The following is a 19,048-nucleotide window of genomic DNA, read 5'->3' on the forward strand; positions in this document are numbered from 1 at the left end:
CTTTCGTGATGAATTCGGAAAATGACGGTACAAGGCACCTACGACCCGCGAGGCCAGGCGCTGGCGGATGCGACCTACCGCTCGCTCGGCACCGGCAGCTCCGCGGGGGGATATGGTTCGCGGCGAGCGATTAGTCACGCGCTACCGTGGTGTGTCACCACTTCCCCTGGAGAGCGCGGCATGTTCTTCGGCATCATCGACCTGTGGACGTACGTCCTCGGCGCCTTCTTCATCATCCTGCTGCCCGGGCCGAACTCGCTGTACGTCCTGACGTTCGCCGCCCAGCACGGCGTGCGCCAGGGCTACCGGGCGGCCGCGGGCGTGTTCGTCGGCGACACCGTCCTCATGGCGCTCGCGGCGGCGGGCGCGGCGGCGCTGCTGCGCTCGAACCCGGTGCTCTTCACGATCGTCAAGTACGCGGGCGCGGGATACCTGACGTGGATGGCCATCCAGATGTTCCGCGGCGCCTGGCGATCGTGGCGCCGCCCGCCATCCGCTTCCCTGCCTTCTCCGGCCGAATCCTCGCCCACGTCCGCATCCTCTTCTCCGATCGCGCCGCCGCCCTCGGCCACCTCTCCCACCCCAGCTGCCGGCGGTCCGGTGCCGCGTCCCTTCCGCAAGGCGTTGGCGATCAGTTTGCTGAACCCGAAGGCGATCCTGTTCTTCGTCTCGTTCTTCATCCCGTTCGTGGACCCCGGTTACGGCGCGCCGGCGCTGTCGTTCATCATCCTCGGCGCGATCATCCAGCTGTTCAGCGTGCTCTACCTGACCGTGCTGATCTTCGGCGGCACGTTCCTCGCCTCGCAGTTCCGGGCGCGCCGCCGCCTGAGTGCGGGCCTGACGTCCGGCGTGGCCGCGCTGTTCCTGGGCTTCGGCGCGAAGCTCGCCACCACGTCGCTGGGATAGACCCGTCTCTCCTGTCACACGCGTCACGCTGGGTGATCGACTTCCGGTGGAAGTAGGCGGAACGTGGCAAAAGAGGCAGTGGCACTGGTAGTCCTCGGGTACGGTAAGCCACCGGTACCCTCGCTCGGCGTACCGAGGTAACCCAGAAGTCACCCCGCACGGTCCATCCCGGCAAGCCTGGTCTCGCGAAGCCCGGGTAGCCGCTGATCGTCGGCCTATCTGCGGAGCAACCTTGAGTCATCCTCCGGTAACCCTGCCACGCCTCACCGCCCTCGTTCGGCAAGCCATCCCCCGGCTGCTCGAGGGGGTGGTGGCGCCGCTGGCCGTCTTCTACGGCGCGATGACCTTGCTGGACTTCAAGCTCGCGCTGGCGGCGGTCGTGGTGTGGGTGTACGCGGGGATCGGGTGGCGGCTGCTCCGTGGGGTCCGGGTGCCCGCGACGATGTTCCTGGCCGCGATCGCGATCACCGCGCGGGCCGCCGTGGCGTTCTGGACGGGCAGCTGGGTGTGGTTCTTCATCCAGCCCGAGCTGGGAACCATCTGCATCAGCATGGCGTTCCTCGCGTCCGTCCGGTTGAACAAGCCGCTGGTGCAGAAGCTCACGCTCGACTACATCCACCTGCCGTCCGCGGTGTTGCGGCACGAGCGGGTGCGCAGGTTCTTCGCCAGGATCACCCTGCTGTGGGCGTTCGTCCTGCTGGCCAACTCGACGGTGAGCATCTGGCTGGCCGTGCACGAGTCGCTCGGGACGTTCATGCTGCTCAGGACGTCAGCGGTGGCCGTGATAAGCGGCCTGGCGATCACCTTCTCGATCTTCGCCTTCAAGCGGCTCCTGCACCGCCTGCACGTCGCCCACGCGTGACCGCTCCGTCAACAGGAACGCCCCGCACATACCCATGACCAGCCCGGTCAGCAGGGTGAACAGCTCCACCAGCGTCACCGCGCCCTGCACGGGGCCGCCGAGCGGGCCGCCGACCGCGACGAGGATCATCGCGTAGAGCCCCCAGCCGAACATGCTCCCGGACGCGAACCAGGCCGCGATCAGCGGCTGCCGGAACGGCCGTCGCCCCTGGGCCCTGACCAGGACGACCAGCGCGATCGCGCCGACGATCGCCGCCAGCCCCTTGACTCCGTCCTGCAAGGCGCCGACGAACGACGCCTGACCCACCGCCTCCGCGGGAAGGCCCGCGGTGCCGCCGAACGCCCAGTACAGGCGCGTCGCGCCGATCACGGCGCTGACGAGCAGCGCTCCGCGGGCGACGACGGTCTGGAACGGCCTGGTGCGGCTGACGAACGGGTGGCCGAGCGCGGTGGTGAAGGCCACGGGCCAGCGGTCGCGGGCGTAGAGGACGAAGGCCGCCATCAGTCCGACGCCCTGACCGATGAAACCGCCGTAGACCATCATGTAGACCCACGGCTCGATCGGGCCTCCGGTGGCGAAGAGGGAGATCCCCTCGACGAGCACGCCGATCGGCACCGTGACGACCACCACCCCGAGCAGCCCGGTGCCCACCCACAGGGGCAGGAGCACCAGCCACGAGGGCAGCCGCATCCCCCACCGGGCGGTGAACGCCACCGCGAGGACGAACCCGACGGCGTCCATGCCGAACGTCATCGTGTTCATCCCGACCATGGTCGAGTCGTTCATGACATTCGGGTCGGTGACGCCGATGGGATGCCCTGTCAGCCAGAGCACCTTCAGCGTGAGGTAAGGAAGCATGGAGGCGACCGCGACCAGCGCGGCGGTGATGCGGCCGATCCCGGCCTTCTGAGTGCCCATGCTCCGAGCGTCCTCCGCGGAGAGTCCGCCTTCCTCACGCGGCCAGGGGAACCTCGTCCCCCGCACGGGGGATCAGAGGAGGTCTACGGCCAGTTCGAAGCCGTCGAGGGTGGGGGCGGCCGAGAGTGCGCCGCCTGCGAGCCGGGCCCGCTCCCTGAGGCCCGCCAGCCCGAGACCGCCCGGCAGCGCGGTCGGGCGGGAGCTCGGGGGGCCGTTGCGGACCGAGACCCGGTGCGGCGTGACCGTGACGGTGACCGCCGCGCCCGGGGCGTGCTTGGCCGCGTTGGTCAGGCCCTCCTGCACCACGGCGGACGCCAGGCCGGGCACCCGGCCCGAGGCGAGGTCGAGCGTGATGGCCATCCCCGACTGGCGGGCGCGCTCGACCAGCTCGGCGACGTCCTCGTCGACGGGGGCGAGCGGCGGCGGGTCGGACTCGTCGCGGAGCAGCCCGATGATCTGGCGCAGCCGTTCGGTGGCGTCGGCCGCCGCTGACCGCAGCTCGCCCGCGGCCTTGACCTGCGCTTCGGCCAGCCCTGGAGACAGTTCGAGGCCGGCGGCCCGTACCGCGATGAGGGCCAGGTCGTGGCCGAGGGAGTCGTGCATGTCGCGGGCGATCCTGGCCCGCTCGCGCATCCGGGCCTGCGCCTCCAGCGACAGGCCCGCCTGCCTGCGCTGCTCCAGCAACCTGCGGCGCAGCACTCCCAGCAGGTACGGCAGGACGTACGTGAGGACGAGCGCGCTCACCATCGTGATCCACAGCCCGGCCCCGCCGCCGGCGCGCAGCACGAGGAAGACGCCGATCAGCACGGGCGCGCAGAACACCGCCGGCGCGGGCCACACCCGGGCGGTGCGGCGTCCGCCGAGGTAGGCGAACCACATGACGAACGGCGACGTGGGGACGAACGGGAAGATCTTCACCCCCGGAATCGCCACCGGCCAGGCCACGTCGGAGGTGGCCAGGCCGTGTGCGAAGTCCCACGGGCCGAGCGGGAGCAGCACCACCACGGCCGCCAGCGGCCACGCCCTGCCGACCAGGACAGCCACGGCGGCGAGCGCCATCCTGGGCGCGGTCACCATGCCGAAGACGGCCGGATCCTTCAGCGGATCGGGGCCCATGGCGGCGGCCATCACCGCCAGCAGGACCCAGACGAGCAGGTCAACGACCACCTCGCGGCGGCGCTGACGACGCAATCCCCTCACGGCACCGACGCTATCCGCCACCCGGGACGGCCGGGACCCCCGAAGGTCGGGACCGAACCCTGACGAAAGTCAGGGGGTGGACGGAGAGTGCGGGGGTGGGGCGAGGTGCCGGGTGGGAGTGGGGTTAGCACCACCTGAAACGCGGATACTCGCACTCCTGCGCCCCGCCTCTGCGGCCGGTTTGATCGTAGATGTCACCGGAGGTCGCACCCTGACCCCTGACGAAAGTAGGGGATGCCACGTGCCGATCGTCCGATGCGCCGTGACCTGCGGGAATTCTAGCGTCCTGGGGTACGCGCCCTGACCCCTATCGGGGACAGGCCCGCGTTCCACCGGGGACTTCCCGGATGTCACGCGGCACCTCGCACCCCCAGGCTGTGAGTGCGCCCCCAACGATCGGAGTACACGCAATGTCGCACGCCATTCTCGACCTGGTCCAACAGGTGATGTCGTCGCCGTGGTTGTACCTGGCGCTGTTCGCGCTGGCGCTGCTCGACGGCTTCTTCCCCGTAGTCCCCGCCGAGACGTCGGTGATCACGGCGGCGGTGTTCGCGGCCTCCGGCCAGACGAACCTGGCACTGGTGGTGGCGGTGGCCGCGCTCGGCGCGTTCGCCGGTGACCACGTCTCCTACCTGATCGGCTACAAGTCCGCGAGCAGGCTGCGCGAGCGCAAGGCGTTCGTGTGGGCGAGGAAGGCGCTGGCCGAGCGTGGCGGGATGGTCCTGGTGGTGGCCCGCTACATCCCGGGCGGGCGCACGGCGACCACGCTGACGATGGGCGCCGTCCGCTTCCCGCTGCGCTCGTTCAGCTTCTTCGACGCGATCGCCGCCTCGTCGTGGGCCCTGTACTCCGGGCTGATCGGTTTCTTCGGCGGCATGGCGTTCGAGAACGACCCGATCAAGGGCCTGCTCCTCGGCCTGGGCATCGCGCTGTCCATCACCGGGATCGTCGAGGCGGTCCGGTGGATCAGGAAGCGACGCGCCATCCAGGCTTCCCCGGAGCGCCTTCCCGTGGACACGTCCGTTTGACCCTGCCCGGTAACCATCCACAGCGAGAGGAGTGGGCATGAGTGTGCTGGCCGCGGTGATCGCCCTGGTCGGTTCGCTGTTCTTCGCGCTCGGCGCGGCCCTGCAGCAGTTCGAGGCGGCGGAGACCGCCAAGCCCGGCCTGCTGGCGTTGCTGCGGCGTCCGCGATGGGTGCTCGGAGGGGTGTCGATCCTGACGGGAGGCGGCCTGCACATCGTCGCTCTCGGGCTCGGCCCGCTGACCATCGTGCAGCCGATGGGCGTGGCCAGCCTGCTCTTCGCCCTGCCCATCGCGGCCGCGCTGCACGGCCGCAGGCCCTCGCGCAGGGAGCTGTCGGCGGCCGGGCTGGTGGCGGCCGGTCTGGTCGGGTTGGTGCTGCTGGTGCCGGAGTCCAGCGGGCCGACCTCCCTCGATCCGGCCGGCGTGGTGACCCTGCTGGGGGTCGCCGGCATCGCGTCGGTGCTCCTGTGGGCCGGCTCGAAGGTCGCCTCGCCGACGGGCCGCGCCGCGCTGCTCGCCACCAGCTCGGGCGTGCTGTACGGCGCGACCGCCACGCTCATGCGGGTGCTGGTGGACGGCGCGTGGAACTGGTGGTACCTGCTGGCGCTGCCGGTGCCCGCGCTGCTGGCGCTGATGATGCTCCAGCGGGCCTACGCCGTCGGCCACTTCGGAGTCTCGTTCGCCTCGCTCCAGATCGCCGACCCGCTGACCGCGGTGGCGTTCGGCGCGCTGCTGCTCGGCGAGCCGCTGCCCACCGGCATCGCGCCCGTCGTCGCGGCGGCGCTGGCGGCGGCGGGCACCATCGCCCTGGCTCGCACCACCCCGCTGGAGGCGCGCACCTGATCCCCCGTCACCCGTGCCCCTTCGGCTCTCCCCAGCCGATCCCGACCGGCTCTCCCCAGCCGATCCCGACCGGCTCTCCCCAGCCGGTCCAACCCGCTTCATCCGGCTCTCCCCAAGCCGGCACACGATTCGAAACCGGAGTCAAACGTCATGGCCATGCCCCTGCGCAGCACCGTCGCCGAGCTCGCCCCCGCCCCCGCCCGTCCGCGCCGGATCCTGATCTCGAGCGACACCTACCCGCCGGACGTCAACGGCGCCGCCATCTTCACCCACCGCCTGGCCACCGGCCTGGCCTCCCGCGGCAACGAGGTGCACGTCATCTGCCAGTCGGCCGAGGGTCCCGCCACCGCGGACGTGGTCGACGGCGTCATCGTGCACCGGCTGCGCTCGGCGCCGCTGCTGGTCCACCCGACGATGCGGGTCACCGTGCCGACCAGGCTCGACCGGCTGCTGCGCGCCATCGACCCGGACGTCCTGCACACCCAGGGCCACTTCGTCGTCGGCAGGGCCGCGATCGCCGCCGCCCGGCGCCGCGGCACGCCGATCGTGGCGACCAATCACTTCATGCCCGACAACCTCTTCCAGTTCGGGCACGTCCCCGATCGGCTCAGGGTCAAGGCGGGCCGCCTGGCCTGGCGCGACTTCAGCCGGATCTTCGCCAGGGCCGACCACATCACCACGCCCACCCCGCTGGCCGCCAAGCTGCTGTCGGACCAGGGCTTCACCCGCGAGGTCGAGTCCGTCTCCTGCGGCATCGACCTGGCCCGCTTCCACCCGCACGCCGAACCCAAGATGTGGGCGCGCAAGCTGTTCGGCCTGCCGGACCGGCCGACCGTCCTGTTCGTCGGCCGCCTGGACGAGGAGAAGCGGCTCGACGAGCTGGTGCGGGCGCTGCCGTTCGTGTTGAACGACACCGAGGCGCAGGTGGCGCTCGTCGGGCAGGGCAACCAGCGGTCCGAGCTGGAGCGGCTGGCCAAGCGGATCGGGGTCGGCGACCGGGTGTTCTTCCTCGGTTTCGTCCCTGACGAGAACATGCCGCAGGCGTTCGCCGCCGCAGACGCGTTCGCCATGCCGGGCGTCGCCGAGCTGCAGAGCATCGCCACGCTGGAGGCGATGGCGTCCGGGCTGCCGGTGGTGGCCGCGAACGCGATGGCCCTGCCGCACCTGGTCGACGGCAACGGCTTCCTGTTCGAGCCGGGTGACGTGCTCTCGATGGCCCGCCACCTGACGACGATCCTGACCGACGAGGAGCTGCGGACCCGCTTCGGCAGGGCCAGCCGGGCTCTCGCGCTCACCCACGACCACCAGTCCTCTCTGGCCCGTTTTGAGCAGATCTACGATGAGGTGACGCTATGACCTCGCAAGGTTTCCGGCACTCGATCCCGGTGACCGCGGTGAGCGCGGCGGCTGCGGCGCTGGCGCTCGGCTACGCCCAACTGGCGCTGCCCGAGCAGCCGCTGATCAGCGACTACGTGCTGGTCTCCGGCGGGCTGGTGCCCGTGGTGCTCGGCATGCTGTCGTTCGCGGTGGCGTGCCTGTCGCTGGCGTACGGGCTCGCGGTGCACGAGCCCGCGCGGACCGCCGCCACCCGGGTGCTGCTGCTGGCGGCCGCGGGCGGGCTGATGCTGACCGCGGTCTTCCCCACCGACCCGGGCGGCGGCGCGCTCAACACCTGGCCCGGCGAGATCCACCGCTGGGCGGCCGCGGTGGTCTTCACCACGCTGCCCGTCGCCGGCTGGGCCCTCGCCAGGGGACGTGCCACGCTTCCCCGCTGGAACCTGGTCCGGGCCATGAGCGCGACCTCGGCCCTGGCCCTGGCGGTCTACCTGGCGGCGCATCCGGCGTCCGTCACGTCGTCCCTGATCGGCGGCGCGTCCTACTACGGGCTGCTGGAGCGCGGGCTGGTGCTGGCCGAGATCGCGCTCGTCGTGGTGATGGCGGCGGCGTCCAGGCAGCTCCGCGGTTCCGCCACCGCGGAACCGGCCCTGTCCGCCCCCGAGCCGCCCGCCGTCAAGGCACGGGTCGCCGCCTGAGACACTTCGATCCGCGGTGAAACGTTCCCGGCCTAGCGTGGGTGGCATGCTCATCACACGCTACGAGGAAGCCAGGGCGGTGCTTTCGGACATCCGTTACGTCCCGCCGCCCGTCCGTCAAGACGCGCCCGAGGGAACGCTCGCCTGGCTGCGCGCCCGGGTGTCGCGGTTCAGCACCGGTGCGGCGCACGCCGAGCGGCGCCGCCTGGTCACCGAGTTGCTGGCGGCGCTCGACCCCGGCGCGCTGCGGTCGGCCGCCCGTGCGATGACGCTGGAGCGGCACGGCGACTGGGCGGGCGTGCACACGGCGGTGCTCGGCAGGGCGCTCGGCGTCGACGGCGCGGCGAGTCTGGTCGCGGCGGTGGAGGCCGTGTCCACCGGCTACCTGTCGGGTGCTGAGGGCCCGGAGGCCGACGCCGGGGTGGCCGAGCTGGTCAGGCTGTTCCCCGGCGAGGAGGCGGAGACGGTCGCCCGTGTCAGCGTCCTGTTGCAGGCGCACGCGGCCATCGCCGGGCTCGTGGGCAACGCGCTCGCCCACGCCCGGCCAGGTGTCACCGTGGAGGCGCTGTTGCACGAGACGCTGCGCCAGGACCCGCCGCTGAAGGCGACCCGCCGGCTCGACCTGCGGACGGGCGACGAGGTGGTGATCGACCTCGTGGCAGCCAACCGCGACCCGGACGTGTTCCCCGAGGCCGCCCGCTTCGACCCAACCCGTGGCGAGACACCTCATCTGACCTTCGGGTACGGGGTGCGGCCCTGCCCTGCGCCCGCCCATGCCCTCGCTCTCGCGGCAGGCGTCCTGGACGCCCTCCTGGAGGAGTCATGACCTTCCGCGACCTGCACCGTCCTGGAGACCCGCTGCTGCTGCCCAACGCCTGGGACTACGGCTCGGCCGCGCTGCTCGCCGCGCACGGTTTCCCCGCGATCGGCACGACCAGCCTGGGCGTGGCGGCCGTCCACGGCAAGCCTGACGGCGCCGCGGCCACCAGGGCGGAGACGATCGAGCTGGCCGAGACGGTCAACGGGCTGGGCGTCATGGTCACGGTGGACATCGAGGGCGGCTTCAGCGACGACCCCGCCCAGGTGTCGGACCTGGTCGCCGCGCTGGCGGCGCTCGGCGTCGTGGGCGTCAACCTGGAGGACGGCCGCCCCGACGGGACGCTCCGGCCGATCGAGCTGCACCAGCGGATCATCGAGGCCGCGCTGGGCCACGGCGTGTTCGTCAACGCCCGCACCGACACGTACTGGCTGAAGGCGGGCGACACCCTGGAGCGGGTGCGCGCCTACGGGCACGCCGACGGCGTCTTCGTGCCGGGGCTCGCCGACCTGGCCGAGATCGCCGAGGTGGTGGCGAGCACGCCGCTGCCGGTCAACGTGCTGTACCAGCCGGGCGGGCCGACGCTCGCGCAGCTCGCCGAGGTGGGTGTGGCCAGGGTGAGCACGGGCTCGCTGCTCTACCGCGCCTCGCTGCAGGGCGCGCTGTCGACCCTGCTGGCCCTGCAGAGCAGGCCCGCACCGCCCGTTCCGAGCTACGCGGAGATCGCCGCGATCCTGCCCGAGCCGCGATAATCGAGGCATGCGCTTCGAGATCCTCGGCCCCGCCAGGGTGCTGGGCGAGGACGGCCGGGAGGTGGAGATCGGCGGCCCCAGGGCGCGGGCGCTGCTCACCTTGCTGGCCCTCGACGCGGGCCGCGTCGTGGGCGCGGGCCAGCTGGTCGACGGCCTGTACGGCACGCAGCCCCCTGACGGCGTGGCGAACGCGCTCCAGTCGCAGGTGTCCAGGCTGCGCAGGTCGCTGGGCAGGGGCCGGATCGAGTTCCACCCGGCGGGCTACCGGCTGACGGCCGACCCACAGGACGTCGACGCGCGCCGCTTCGAACGACTGGCCGCCGACGGCAGGCAAGCGCTGGCCGCCGGCGACCCCGGCCGGGCGGCCACGCTGCTGCGCGAGGCGCTGGAGCTGTGGCGCGGCGCCCCGCTCGCCGACGCCCCGCACGCGCGGGCGGCGACCGCGGGGCTGGAGGAGCTGCGCCTGGCCGTCACCGAGGACCGCGTCCAGGCCGATCTGGACCTGGGCCGCCACCGCGAGCTGGCTCCCGAGCTGCGGCAGCTCGTCGCTGCCCATCCGCTGCGCGAGCGGCTGCGCGCCCAGCTCATGCGGGCCCTGTACGGCAGCGGCAGGCAGGCCGAGGCGCTGACCGCCTTCGAGGAGGGCAGGCGCATCCTCGACGAGGGACTGGGCGTCGAGCCGGGGGCCGAGCTGGCCGCCGCGCACCTGGCGGTGCTCAGGGCCGACCCGGCGCTGGGCGTCTCGGCGGCCCCCGCCGCCGCCAGGCACGGGCTACGGGCGCAGCTCACCACGTTCGTGGGCAGGGCGGGCGAGCTGGCCCAGGTCGGGGCCGAGCTGGAGAGGGCGAGGCTGGTCACGTTGATCGGCCCCGGCGGCGCGGGCAAGACCAGGCTGGCGCTGGAGGCCGCCGAGCGCGCCGCGGGCGACGTCTGTTTCGTGCAGCTCGCGCCGGTCACCGACGGCGCGGAGGTGCCGCGGGCCGTCCTGGACACGCTGGACATCCGCGACCCGGTGCTGCGCAGCCCGGAACGTCCCGCCGTGGACCCGGCCGCCCGGCTGGCCGCCGCGCTCGCCGGCCGCCGGCTGCTGCTCGTCCTGGACAACTGCGAGCACGTGATCGCCGCCGCCGCCGGGCTGGCCGACCTGCTGCTCGCCGCCTGCCCCGGCCTGCGCGTGCTGGCGACCAGCCGTGAGGCGCTCGGCATCACGGGCGAGTCCATCCTGCCCGTGTCGCCGTTGCGCCTGCCGCCGCCCGACGCCGGCAACCCGCTCGACTACCCGGCCGTCCGGCTGTTCGCCGACAGGGCCGCCGCGGTCTGCCACGCGTTCGAGGTCGACGAGGGGAACGTGGCGCAGGTGGTGGGCGTCTGCCGGGCGCTCGACGGGCTGCCGCTGGCCATCGAGCTGGCGGCCGCCCGGCTACGCACCCTGTCGGTCGCGGACGTGGCCACGCGGCTCGACGACCGGTTCAGGCTGCTGACCCGCGGCAGCCGCACGGCGCTGCCCAGGCACCAGACCCTGCACGCGGTCGTCGCCTGGAGCTGGGACCTCCTGGACGCCGACGAGCAGCGGCTGGCCAGGCGGCTGTCGGTGTTCACGAGCGGCGCGACGCCGGAGGCGGCCGAGCGGGTCTGCGGGCTGCCGGAGGAGGTGCTGTTCTCCCTGGCGGAGAAGTCGCTGCTGGAGCGGGTCGACGGCCGGTACGCGATGCTCGACACGATCCGTGCGTTCTGCGCGGAGCGGCTGACCGAGTCGGACGAGAGCGACGCCGTCCGCCGGGCGCACGCCACGTACTACCTGGAGCTGGCCTCGGAGGCCGACCGGCACCTGCGCAGGGCCGAGCAGCTCACCTGGCTGTCGCGCCTGGACGAGGAGAGCGACGAGCTGAACACGGCGATCCGCTGGGCGGGCGAGTCCGGCGAGGTCCTGCTCGGGTTGCGGCTGCTGGCCTGCTGCGCCTGCTACTGGTGGATGCGCGGGCACCGGGCCACCAGCGCGAGCCTGGCCGCCGACCTGCTGTCCCGGGTCGGCGCCACACCCCCGGACGGCCTGGTCGAGGAGTACGTGATCTGCGTGCTCGTCGCCGGATGGGGCGGCGAGCCGGGCGAGGAGCTGCACGAGCGGATGGAGGACCTGCGCCGGCTGGTGCCGATCGACTACATGCCGGTGCGGCTGGAGTTCCTGACGATGCTCCTGCCCATGTACAGCGGGCCGCCCGAGTACAACGAGCAGACGATGGAGCTGCTCCAGCGGCTCACCGACTCGATGCCGCCCTGGTCGAGCGCGCTCACCCACAGCGGTTCCGCGTTCATCCTGCGGCATCTGGGCGACACGGAGGCCGCCAGGGCCGCGTTCGAGCGGGGGCTGGCCGCGTTCAGGGAGCTCGGCGAGCGCTGGGGCACCACGATGACGCTGACCGGGCTCGGCGACCTGGCCTTCCAGCGGGGCGACTACGCGTCCTCGCACGCGTTGGCGGGCGAGGCGCTGGAGGTGGCGCGGGAGCTAGGCGCGCTGGGCGACATCGCGGAGAGCCTGTGCAAGCGCGCCGACGCCGCCCTCCGGATGGGCTGCCAGGACGCCGCGCAGGCCGACTACCAGGAGGCCGTCGAGCTGTCGCGCAGGATCGGGTCCGCCGAGACGGCCGCCATGGCGCACTGCGGGATGGGCGAGGCCGCCCTGCTGCGCGGCGACCCGCACCGGGCCCGCGCGCTCCTGGAGCAGGCCCTGGCCGAGTGCCCCCGGGGCTGGTACAGCGTCGAGGACACCCGGGCCCGCATCGTCGCGGGGCTGGACGAGGTGGCCAGGATGGTCAGCGCCCGGTAGGCAGGCCGTCAGCGGCGTGAGAGGTGCTCGCGGAGGAAGGCCGCCGTCGCCTCGACCGCCTGGGTCACGTACGGCTCGCCGTCGTAGAGGTCGGTGTGCCGCTTGGCGTCCACCCAGACGAGCTGCTTGGGCTCGTCGAGCCGCTTGAACGCCTCCTCGGCCCCCTCAGGACGGCAGACCCGGTCGACCAGGCCGTGCACGATGAGCGCCGGGGTCGGAGAGAGGAAGTCGGCGCCCATCATGTTGTCGACCGTGATCAGCTCGCGCATGCCGGCCCGTGTCACCCGGTTCACCCAGGACGGCGACACGCCCCGCTCGGTGCCGTAGTAGGCGTGGGGCTCGTCGCCCGGCATGGCGGCCTCGCCCTCGGTCGCGACGGCGGGCAGGTACTCGACCGGGCCGCCGAGGTCCTCGCGCTCCAGGGTCTCCGTCAGCGAGCCGAGCGTGGAGTCCATGCCCGCCCGCATGGCGTACGGGTTGTTGTAGGCGCCCGCGATGCCGGCGAAGGCGCGCACCCGAGGGTCGAAGGCGGCAAATTTCATGGCATATCCGCCGCCCAGGCAGATGCCGACCGCGCCGATCCTGTCGCCGTCGACCTCCGGCCTGGCCCGCAGGAACGACACCGCGGCCCGGAGGTCGTGCAGCTTGCCCTGCGGGTCCTCGTGCTGGCGCGGCTCTCCCCCGGACTCGCCCCAGTTCCGATGGTCGAACGCCAGCGTCACGTACCCCTCCGCGGCCAGGCGCTCCGCGTACAGGCCCGTCACCTGCTCGCGGACCCCGGTGAACGGGCCGGTGAAGACCAGGCCCGGACGCGGCCCCGCCCCCTCGGGCACCCGCAGCTCCCCCACCAGCGTGAGGCCGTCGACAGCGAACTCAACCCTCATGCGTACAGTCTCGCGTGAGACGCGGCGGACCGTCGCCCAGGGGCGGCGATCCGCAACGCCTGCTCGCCCGTCAGCGGCGATCCGCCGGGGTCTGCTCGCCCGTCAGCGGAACACCGTGGCGTTCTGGGCCGCCCAGTCGGCGTAGGTGTGCGGGGCGCCGCCGGTCAGCTCCCGCACCGCCGGCGACACCTCAGCGGTCTTGCCGACGAACGAGCCGAACAGCGTGAGCATCGAGTCGACGACCACCGCCGGGGTCTGCGCGATCAGCTGCTCGCGGGCCTGCTCGGGAGACAGCTCCTCGAAGCGCAGGTCGCGGCCGAGGACCTCGCCGAGGATCCGTACCCGCTCGGCCGTCGTCAGCGACTCGGGCCCGGTCAGCGCGTACGTCTTGCCCGCGTGCCCGTCGTCGAGCAGCGTCCGCGCGGCCACCGCGGCGATGTCGCGCTCGTCGATCGGTGCGGTCGCGGCCTCGCCGAAGGGGGCGCGCACCACGCCGCCGTTCTTGATGCCGGGCGCCCAGCGCAGGTCGTTCGCCATGAACGCGCCGGGACGCAGGAACGTCCACGGCAGCCCTGACTCGGTCACGGCCTGCTCGTACTCGGCGTGGGCGCTTCCGAGCACACCCGCCTGCTTCATGGTCACCGCCAGCGCGGACAGCAGCACCACGTGCCCGAGGCCGGCCTTCACGGCCACGTCGAGGAAGCCGCGCACCTGGCCGGCGGCGGGGAGCAGGAACGCGCGGTCCGCTCCCTGCAGCGCGGCGTGCAGGTCCTCCGGCAGGGACATGTCGGCCCTGATCACCTCCACGCCCTCGGGCAGGCCGGCCCGCTCGGGGTTCCGGCTGGTCGCTCGGACCTGCTCGCCCGCCTGGAGCAGCAGGTTCACCACATGACGGCCGACGTTGCCGGTCGCCCCTGTCACCAGTATCACGGCTGCCTCACTTCGGATATCCGAACTGTTTGGATATGAGGACTGTATCCTGTGAGCGTGATGGATGACACCCCGCCCTCCCCTCGAATGCCACGACCGGAGGAGGTCAAGGAGGCCCTGGGCTTCGTGCCCCTGGTGGAGGCCTATTTCCGGCGAGCCCAGGCCGAGATGCCCGACGAACTGCGGGAGATCTTCCGCAGTCACCGGCTCACCGCCAGGCACGGCGCGGTCATCCCGCAACTGACGGTCGAGCCGTCACTCAGCGTCAGCGAACTGGCCGACAGGATGGGCATGTCGCTGACCACGGCGAGCGAGCTCGTCGGCGACCTCAGCCGGGCCGGCCTGGTCGAGCGCCGGGAGGATCCGGCCAATCGCCGCCGGACCCTGGTGTCGCTGGCCACGCACCACCGCGCCATGGTCGAGGGGTTCGTCGCCCTCCGGGCCGCGCCTCTCCTGCGCGTCCTCGACAACCTGTCGCCCCAGGACAGGCGGGGGTTCGTGGCGGGGCTGACCGCGTGGGCCCACGAGGTACGGAACTGGTGACGCACGAGCGGCCTGACCGAGCCTCGACCGGCCAGGCCGCTCACACAGGACGAGCCGGTGTGGGCAGCCGGGCAGGCTCCCCACACCGTGTGGACGGGCGGCTAGGAGTCGAAGCCCAGCCCCATCCGGTCGAGAGTGCGCAGCCAGAGGTTGCGCCTGCCCTGGTGCTGGTCGGCCTGGGCGATCGACCACCGGGTGAACTGGATCACCCCTGACCGCACCGGCTCCGGCGGGAACGGCATCGGCGTCTCGCGGACCATCTGCAGCTCGGTCCGCTCGGTGCGCTCACCCGACAGGAAGTCGAGCATGACGTTCGCCCCGAACCGGGTGGCCCCCACGCCCATGCCGGTGTAACCCGCCGCGTAGGCGAGCCGCCCACCGTGTGCCTGGCCGTAGAAGGCGCTGAACCGGCTGCACGTGTCGATCACGCCGCCCCAGCGGTGCGTGAACCGCACCCCCGAGAGCTGCGGGAACGTGTCGTAGAAGTGCCCGGCCAGCTTGACGAACGTCTCGTCGCGCTGGTCGTACTCCGGTTTGACCAGGCCGCCGTTGTAGTAGACGGCGTCGTATCCGCCCCACAGCACCCGGTTGTCGTCCGTCAGCCGGTAGTAGTGGAACTGGTTGGCGCTGTCGCCGATGCCCTGCCGGTTGCGCCAGCCGACGGAGTCCAGCTGGGCGTCCGACAGCGGCTCCGTCATCAGCGCGTAGTCGTACACCGGCACGACGAGGTGCCTGAGCCGCCGCAGCAGCGGCTGGAACACCCCCGTGCCGAGCGCGACCCGCCGTCCGATGACCGTGCCGTGCGGGGTGCGCAGGCTGATCGTGACGCCGTCGTCGTCCAGCGCCCGGACGGGGCTGCGCTCGTACACCCGCACTCCGAGCCGCAGGCAGGCCTCCCGCAGCCCCCAGGCCAGCCTGGCGGGGTCGAGCATGGCGCAGCCGCTGCGTTCCCAGAGCCCGCCGAGGTAGGTCGGCGAGTTCACCTCGGCGCGCACCTGGTCCTGGTCCAGCGGCTGGTAGTCGAGGCCCAGCTCGCCGATCAGGTCGAGGTGTTCGTTCAGCGCCTCCAGCTGCCACGGCTCGGTGGCGACGACCAGCTCTCCCGTGCGTTCGAAGGAGCAGTCGACGCCGTAGCGCAGCAGCGTCTGTTCGATCTCGTCCAGGTTCTGCACGCCCATGCGTTCCAGCTGGTCGATCTCGTCCGGCCAGCGTTCCAGCCCGTTGGGCAGGCCGTGTGTGAGGGTCGCCATGCAGAACCCGCCGTTGCGGCCGGTGGCCGCCCAGCCGATCCTGCGGCCTTCGAGCAGGACGACGTCCTGCTCGGGGTCACGTTCCTTGGCCATCAGGGCGGTCCACAGCCCCGAGAAGCCTCCGCCGACGACGACCAGGTCGGCGGTGGTGTTTCCGACGAGCCGCGGTTGCGGCTCGGGTCTGGCCGGACTGTCCAGCCAGTACGGCTTGCGCTCCGCATCAGCAAGCGCCTTCAGCGGATCCACAAATCCCACTTCCCTACGAAAGAGTCAGTTAGTTTGTTATGAAATTGCGGGATCTAATACGGGTGATCGCGCGCGGGTTCCCCCCGCCGGAATCCGATCTCGCCTCCCTGTTCTTTGCCGGAATACACCAAACCCCCCGCCGTAACGGGGGGAAGTTGATGGGACGGGTTCAGCTACGGCGGCGGGCGGCCACCGCGTTCGCGATCGCGATCAGCACCCCGATGCCGAAGATGAGCGTACCCATGACGTTGACCTGCGGCGGGATGCCGGTCTTCACCGATCCGACGATCCACAGCGGGAACGTGATGGTCGAGCCGTTGACGAAGCTGGTCACCACGTAGTCGTCGATCGAGAGCGCGAACGACAGCATCGCGCCCGCCAGCACGCCCGGCATGATCGACGGCAGCGTCACCTGCCTGAACGTCCCCCACGCGGTGGCCCCGAGGTCTCTGGCGGCCTCCTCCAGCGCCGGGTCGAGCACGATCACCCTGGCCCGTACGGTCACGACGACGAACGACAGCGAGAACAGCACGTGCGCGACGATGATCGTCGTCCCGTCGCGCGGCACGTTGCCCGACACGAACAGCGAGAGCAGCGAGGCGCCCATGACCAGCTCGGGCGTCGAGATGGCGGCGAACACCAGGAAGTTGGTCGCGCCCTGCCCGCGGAAGCGGTAGCGGCCGACGGCCAGCCCCAGCATGGTGCCGATCACGACGGTGATGACCGTGCTGACCACCGCGATCACCAGCGAGTTGCGCAGCGCGACGGTCAGGTCGGAGATGCTGAACAGCTCCTGGTACCACTTCAGCGTGAAGCCCTGCCAGGTGGTGTTCGACTTGCTCTTCTTGTCGTTGAAGCCGAACAGGATCATCACCGCGATCGGCGACGACAGCCAGGCGATGATCAGCCAGGTGTAGCCGTGCAGCAGCCTGTCGCCGAGCCTGCCGCCCCTCATCGCGCCGCCGCCTCGAGCACGTTCTCGGTGCCGAGCGCCCTCGCGTACACGAAGATGCCCACGAGCAGCACCGCCATCAGCGTGAACGACAGCGCCGAGGCGGTCGGATAGTCGAGGTTCGTCAGGTACGCGGTCTGGATGATGTTGCCGATCATGGTGTTGGCGGTGCCGCCGAGGATCTGCGCGTTGACCGGGTCGGCCGTGGCGGGCACGAACGTCATCAGCACCCCGGCGAACACCCCGGGCAGCGACAGCGGCAGCACCACCCTGCGGAAGGCCGCCCCCCTGGACGCGTACAGGTCGTAGGCGGCCTCGATGACCCGCGGATCGACCCGCTCCAGCGCCACGTAGATCGGCAGGATCATGAACGGCAGGAAGTTGTAGGTGAGCCCGCCCACCACCGCCACCGTGGTGGCCAGCACGTGGAAGTCCGCCGGCAGCACGCCCCAGCTCTTCAGGGTGCCGAACAGGACGCCGTTGTCGGCCAGCAGGAAGCTCCACGAGATCGTCCGCAGCACGAACGACACGAAGAACGGGAGCAGCAGCAGGAACAGGTACATGGACTTGCGTGTGCCGCCCTTGAAGGCGATCCAGTACGCCACCGGGTAGCCGATCACCAGCATGGCCACCGTGGCGAGAGCGCCGTACAGCAGCGAGCGCAGGAGCTGCGTGCTGTATGTGCCGATGGCGTCGGTGTAGTTGGAGAAGCTGAACGTCATGGCGAAGCCGTCGATCGCGTTGCCGGTCTGCAGCGACACCGACGCCATCGCCACCATCGGGACGACCAGGAAGATGGCCAGCCACATCCAGCTCGGCAGCGCCAGCAGGTAGGGGGTGAGCCGTTTCATCTAGGCCTGCGTGATCGACTGGAAGATCGGGTTGAAGACCTGCTCCTGCGCGGTGGTGAGCTTGGTGTAGTTGCGCAGCTTGGCGTAGTCGGCCTCGGACGGGAACATCGTCGGGCTGTCGACCATCTGCTCCAGCGCCTTCTTCGCCTCGCCCTTCGCGGTCCCGGCCTTCTCGCGCAGCAGGTCCTGGACGCCGGGCACCGGGGTGACGAACTGGATGAACTCGTCCAGTTCGGCGGCGATGGCGGGCTGGTACAGGTAGTCCATCAGCATGAGCGCGTCGACCGGGTTCGCCGCGCCCTTGGGGATGAGCATGTTGTCGGTCCAGATCGTCCCGCCCTCCTCGGGCACCACGAACTTGACCGGCTCGCCGGCGAGCTGGCGCTGGAAGACGTCGCCCGACCAGGCCATGGAGATCCAGACGTCGCCCTTGGACACGGCGTCAATGTAGCTCTGGTCATAATATTTCCGGACGATTCCCGCGTCGCGCTGGGCCTTCAGCTTCTCCCCGGCCTTCTTCCAGTCGGCCTCGGTCGACTTCTCCGGGTCGATCCCCAGCGCGATCATGCCGAAGTTGCCGATCTCCTGGGCGTCGTTCATCATCCCGACCCGCCCCTTGTACTTGGGGTCGAACAGGGACTCGATGCTCTTGATGTCGTCCTTGACGTACCTGGTGTTGTACGCGATCCCGGTCACGCCCGACGTGTACGGCATCGTGTACACGTTGCCCGGGTCGTAGGACCGGTCCTTGTACTTGTCACCCGCGTTGGCCAGGAAGTTCGGGATCTGCGAGTGGTCGAGCGGCACCACGTAGCCCAGCTCGATCATGTGCTGGAGCTGGATGCCGTTGGTCATCACCACGATGTCGTAGCCCAGCGGCTGCCCGGCCCGCAGCACCGGGTCGGCCTTCCCGAAGAACTCGGCGTTCTCCTGGATGACCTCCTTGTACTCGTACGAGATGCCGGTCTGCTGCTGGAACTTCTTCAGCGGCGCCTGGTCCTCGGGCATGTACTCGGGCCAGTTGGCGAAGACCACGTGGCCGTGCTTGGTCTGCTTGGACCAGAAGTCCTTGACCGCGTCGGCCTTCGGCGGCGCGGCCTTCTTGCCTTCCACGCCGCACGCGGCCAGGGCGAGCCCGGCAGCGGACCAGCCGGCGATCCTGAAGGCGTCGCGACGGGTGCGGGGCTGCGTCATGCCCCTCAGGAGGGCGG

General features: G+C 71.3%; 18 protein-coding genes. 10 read left to right on the top strand and 8 right to left on the bottom strand.

Going from position 1 to position 19,048, the window contains the following annotated elements:
• The first annotated feature begins 180 nt into the window (after positions 1 to 180).
• Positions 181 to 906 (top strand): leucine efflux protein LeuE, encoded by a 726-nt coding sequence (leuE, locus tag ABT294_RS00105; RefSeq protein ID WP_350802389.1) that lies wholly within the window; start codon positions 181 to 183, stop codon positions 904 to 906.
• Between the two features lie 232 nt (positions 907 to 1,138).
• Entirely contained in the window at positions 1,139 to 1,768 is a 630-nt protein-coding gene (locus tag ABT294_RS00110; RefSeq protein WP_350802391.1) for a VC0807 family protein, read from the top strand.
• Here the strand turns inward: ABT294_RS00110 and ABT294_RS00115 are convergent.
• On the bottom strand, positions 1,676 to 2,686 hold the full coding sequence (locus tag ABT294_RS00115; protein ID WP_350802393.1) for a hypothetical protein: 1,011 nt from the start codon (positions 2,684 to 2,686) through the stop codon (positions 1,676 to 1,678). The two genes, ABT294_RS00110 and ABT294_RS00115, sit on opposite strands and share 93 nt — an antisense overlap.
• Before the next feature lie 72 nt (positions 2,687 to 2,758).
• Positions 2,759 to 3,886 (bottom strand): sensor histidine kinase, encoded by a 1,128-nt coding sequence (locus ABT294_RS00120; protein ID WP_350802395.1) that lies wholly within the window; start codon positions 3,884 to 3,886, stop codon positions 2,759 to 2,761.
• Between the two features lie 410 nt (positions 3,887 to 4,296).
• Here ABT294_RS00120 and ABT294_RS00125 point away from each other — a divergent pair, with 410 nt between their 5' ends.
• The 7 genes from ABT294_RS00125 to ABT294_RS00155 all read left to right on the top strand — a co-directional run bounded on the left by ABT294_RS00125 (position 4,297) and on the right by ABT294_RS00155 (position 12,181).
• Complete coding sequence (locus tag ABT294_RS00125; RefSeq protein WP_350802397.1) at positions 4,297 to 4,914, top strand: DedA family protein; 618 nt, start codon at positions 4,297 to 4,299, stop codon at positions 4,912 to 4,914.
• 37 nt (positions 4,915 to 4,951) lie between these two features.
• Positions 4,952 to 5,755, top strand: coding sequence for a DMT family transporter (locus ABT294_RS00130; RefSeq protein ID WP_350802398.1), 804 nt, complete (start codon positions 4,952 to 4,954; stop codon positions 5,753 to 5,755).
• Positions 5,756 to 5,905: 150 nt separating this feature from the next.
• Positions 5,906 to 7,111 carry a glycosyltransferase gene (locus ABT294_RS00135; RefSeq protein ID WP_350802399.1) on the top strand — a complete coding sequence of 402 codons (1,206 nt, stop codon included), beginning with the start codon at positions 5,906 to 5,908 and terminating at the stop codon, positions 7,109 to 7,111.
• A complete protein-coding gene (locus ABT294_RS00140; RefSeq protein WP_350802401.1) occupies positions 7,108 to 7,788 on the top strand; it encodes a DUF998 domain-containing protein in 681 nt (226 codons plus the stop codon). Before ABT294_RS00135 ends, ABT294_RS00140 begins: the two co-directional genes overlap by 4 nt.
• 46 nt (positions 7,789 to 7,834) lie before the next feature.
• Positions 7,835 to 8,614 (top strand): cytochrome P450, encoded by a 780-nt coding sequence (locus tag ABT294_RS00145; RefSeq protein ID WP_350802403.1) that lies wholly within the window; start codon positions 7,835 to 7,837, stop codon positions 8,612 to 8,614.
• Positions 8,611 to 9,357, top strand: coding sequence for an isocitrate lyase/PEP mutase family protein (locus ABT294_RS00150; protein ID WP_350802404.1), 747 nt, complete (start codon positions 8,611 to 8,613; stop codon positions 9,355 to 9,357). Before ABT294_RS00145 ends, ABT294_RS00150 begins: the two co-directional genes overlap by 4 nt.
• A 7-nt stretch (positions 9,358 to 9,364) precedes the next feature.
• Positions 9,365 to 12,181: an ATP-binding protein gene (locus ABT294_RS00155; RefSeq protein WP_350802405.1), complete on the top strand. Its 2,817-nt coding sequence runs from the start codon at positions 9,365 to 9,367 to the stop codon at positions 12,179 to 12,181.
• 8 nt (positions 12,182 to 12,189) lie between these two features.
• On the opposite strand, the gene ABT294_RS00160 is transcribed toward ABT294_RS00155, so the two are convergent.
• Positions 12,190 to 13,065, bottom strand: coding sequence for an alpha/beta hydrolase (locus tag ABT294_RS00160; protein ID WP_350802406.1), 876 nt, complete (start codon positions 13,063 to 13,065; stop codon positions 12,190 to 12,192).
• A 102-nt stretch (positions 13,066 to 13,167) separates the two neighbouring features.
• Positions 13,168 to 13,995 (bottom strand): SDR family oxidoreductase, encoded by an 828-nt coding sequence (locus tag ABT294_RS00165; protein ID WP_350802408.1) that lies wholly within the window; start codon positions 13,993 to 13,995, stop codon positions 13,168 to 13,170.
• 60 nt (positions 13,996 to 14,055) lie between these two features.
• On the opposite strand from ABT294_RS00165, the gene ABT294_RS00170 reads away from it, so the two are divergent.
• A complete protein-coding gene (locus tag ABT294_RS00170; protein WP_350803325.1) occupies positions 14,056 to 14,538 on the top strand; it encodes a MarR family winged helix-turn-helix transcriptional regulator in 483 nt (160 codons plus the stop codon).
• Positions 14,539 to 14,639: 101 nt separating this feature from the next.
• Here ABT294_RS00170 and ABT294_RS00175 read toward each other — a convergent pair whose 3' ends face one another.
• From ABT294_RS00175 to ABT294_RS00190, 4 genes are all read right to left on the bottom strand, one after another.
• Entirely contained in the window at positions 14,640 to 16,034 is a 1,395-nt protein-coding gene (locus ABT294_RS00175) for an NAD(P)/FAD-dependent oxidoreductase (protein ID WP_350802409.1), read from the bottom strand.
• A 169-nt stretch (positions 16,035 to 16,203) separates the two neighbouring features.
• A complete protein-coding gene (locus ABT294_RS00180; protein WP_350802412.1) occupies positions 16,204 to 16,989 on the bottom strand; it encodes an ABC transporter permease in 786 nt (261 codons plus the stop codon).
• The gene (locus ABT294_RS00185) at positions 16,986 to 17,837 is read right to left on the bottom strand and encodes an ABC transporter permease (RefSeq protein ID WP_350802413.1); all 852 of its coding nucleotides are present in this window, start codon (positions 17,835 to 17,837) and stop codon (positions 16,986 to 16,988) included. Before ABT294_RS00185 ends, ABT294_RS00180 begins: the two co-directional genes overlap by 4 nt.
• Entirely contained in the window at positions 17,838 to 19,031 is a 1,194-nt protein-coding gene (locus ABT294_RS00190; protein ID WP_350802415.1) for a polyamine ABC transporter substrate-binding protein, read from the bottom strand.
• Positions 19,032 to 19,048 lie beyond the last annotated feature (17 nt).

Source organism: Nonomuraea sp. NPDC000554 (genome assembly GCF_040300065.1).
Lineage (GTDB): Bacteria > Actinomycetota > Actinomycetes > Streptosporangiales > Streptosporangiaceae > Nonomuraea.

Coding starts and splice junctions, on each gene's coding strand:
- ABT294_RS00180 (WP_350802412.1), bottom strand. CDS start 16,989: ATGAGGGGCGGCAGGCTCGGCGACAGGCTGCTGCACGGCTACACCTGG.
- ABT294_RS00135 (WP_350802399.1), top strand. CDS start 5,906: ATGGCCATGCCCCTGCGCAGCACCGTCGCCGAGCTCGCCCCCGCCCCC.
- ABT294_RS00150 (WP_350802404.1), top strand. CDS start 8,611: ATGACCTTCCGCGACCTGCACCGTCCTGGAGACCCGCTGCTGCTGCCC.
- ABT294_RS00160 (WP_350802406.1), bottom strand. CDS start 13,065: ATGAGGGTTGAGTTCGCTGTCGACGGCCTCACGCTGGTGGGGGAGCTG.
- ABT294_RS00140 (WP_350802401.1), top strand. CDS start 7,108: ATGACCTCGCAAGGTTTCCGGCACTCGATCCCGGTGACCGCGGTGAGC.
- ABT294_RS00125 (WP_350802397.1), top strand. CDS start 4,297: ATGTCGCACGCCATTCTCGACCTGGTCCAACAGGTGATGTCGTCGCCG.
- leuE (WP_350802389.1), top strand. CDS start 181: ATGTTCTTCGGCATCATCGACCTGTGGACGTACGTCCTCGGCGCCTTC.
- ABT294_RS00170 (WP_350803325.1), top strand. CDS start 14,056: ATGGATGACACCCCGCCCTCCCCTCGAATGCCACGACCGGAGGAGGTC.
- ABT294_RS00185 (WP_350802413.1), bottom strand. CDS start 17,837: ATGAAACGGCTCACCCCCTACCTGCTGGCGCTGCCGAGCTGGATGTGG.
- ABT294_RS00145 (WP_350802403.1), top strand. CDS start 7,835: ATGCTCATCACACGCTACGAGGAAGCCAGGGCGGTGCTTTCGGACATC.
- ABT294_RS00130 (WP_350802398.1), top strand. CDS start 4,952: ATGAGTGTGCTGGCCGCGGTGATCGCCCTGGTCGGTTCGCTGTTCTTC.
- ABT294_RS00190 (WP_350802415.1), bottom strand. CDS start 19,031: ATGACGCAGCCCCGCACCCGTCGCGACGCCTTCAGGATCGCCGGCTGG.
- ABT294_RS00115 (WP_350802393.1), bottom strand. CDS start 2,686: ATGGGCACTCAGAAGGCCGGGATCGGCCGCATCACCGCCGCGCTGGTC.
- ABT294_RS00155 (WP_350802405.1), top strand. CDS start 9,365: ATGCGCTTCGAGATCCTCGGCCCCGCCAGGGTGCTGGGCGAGGACGGC.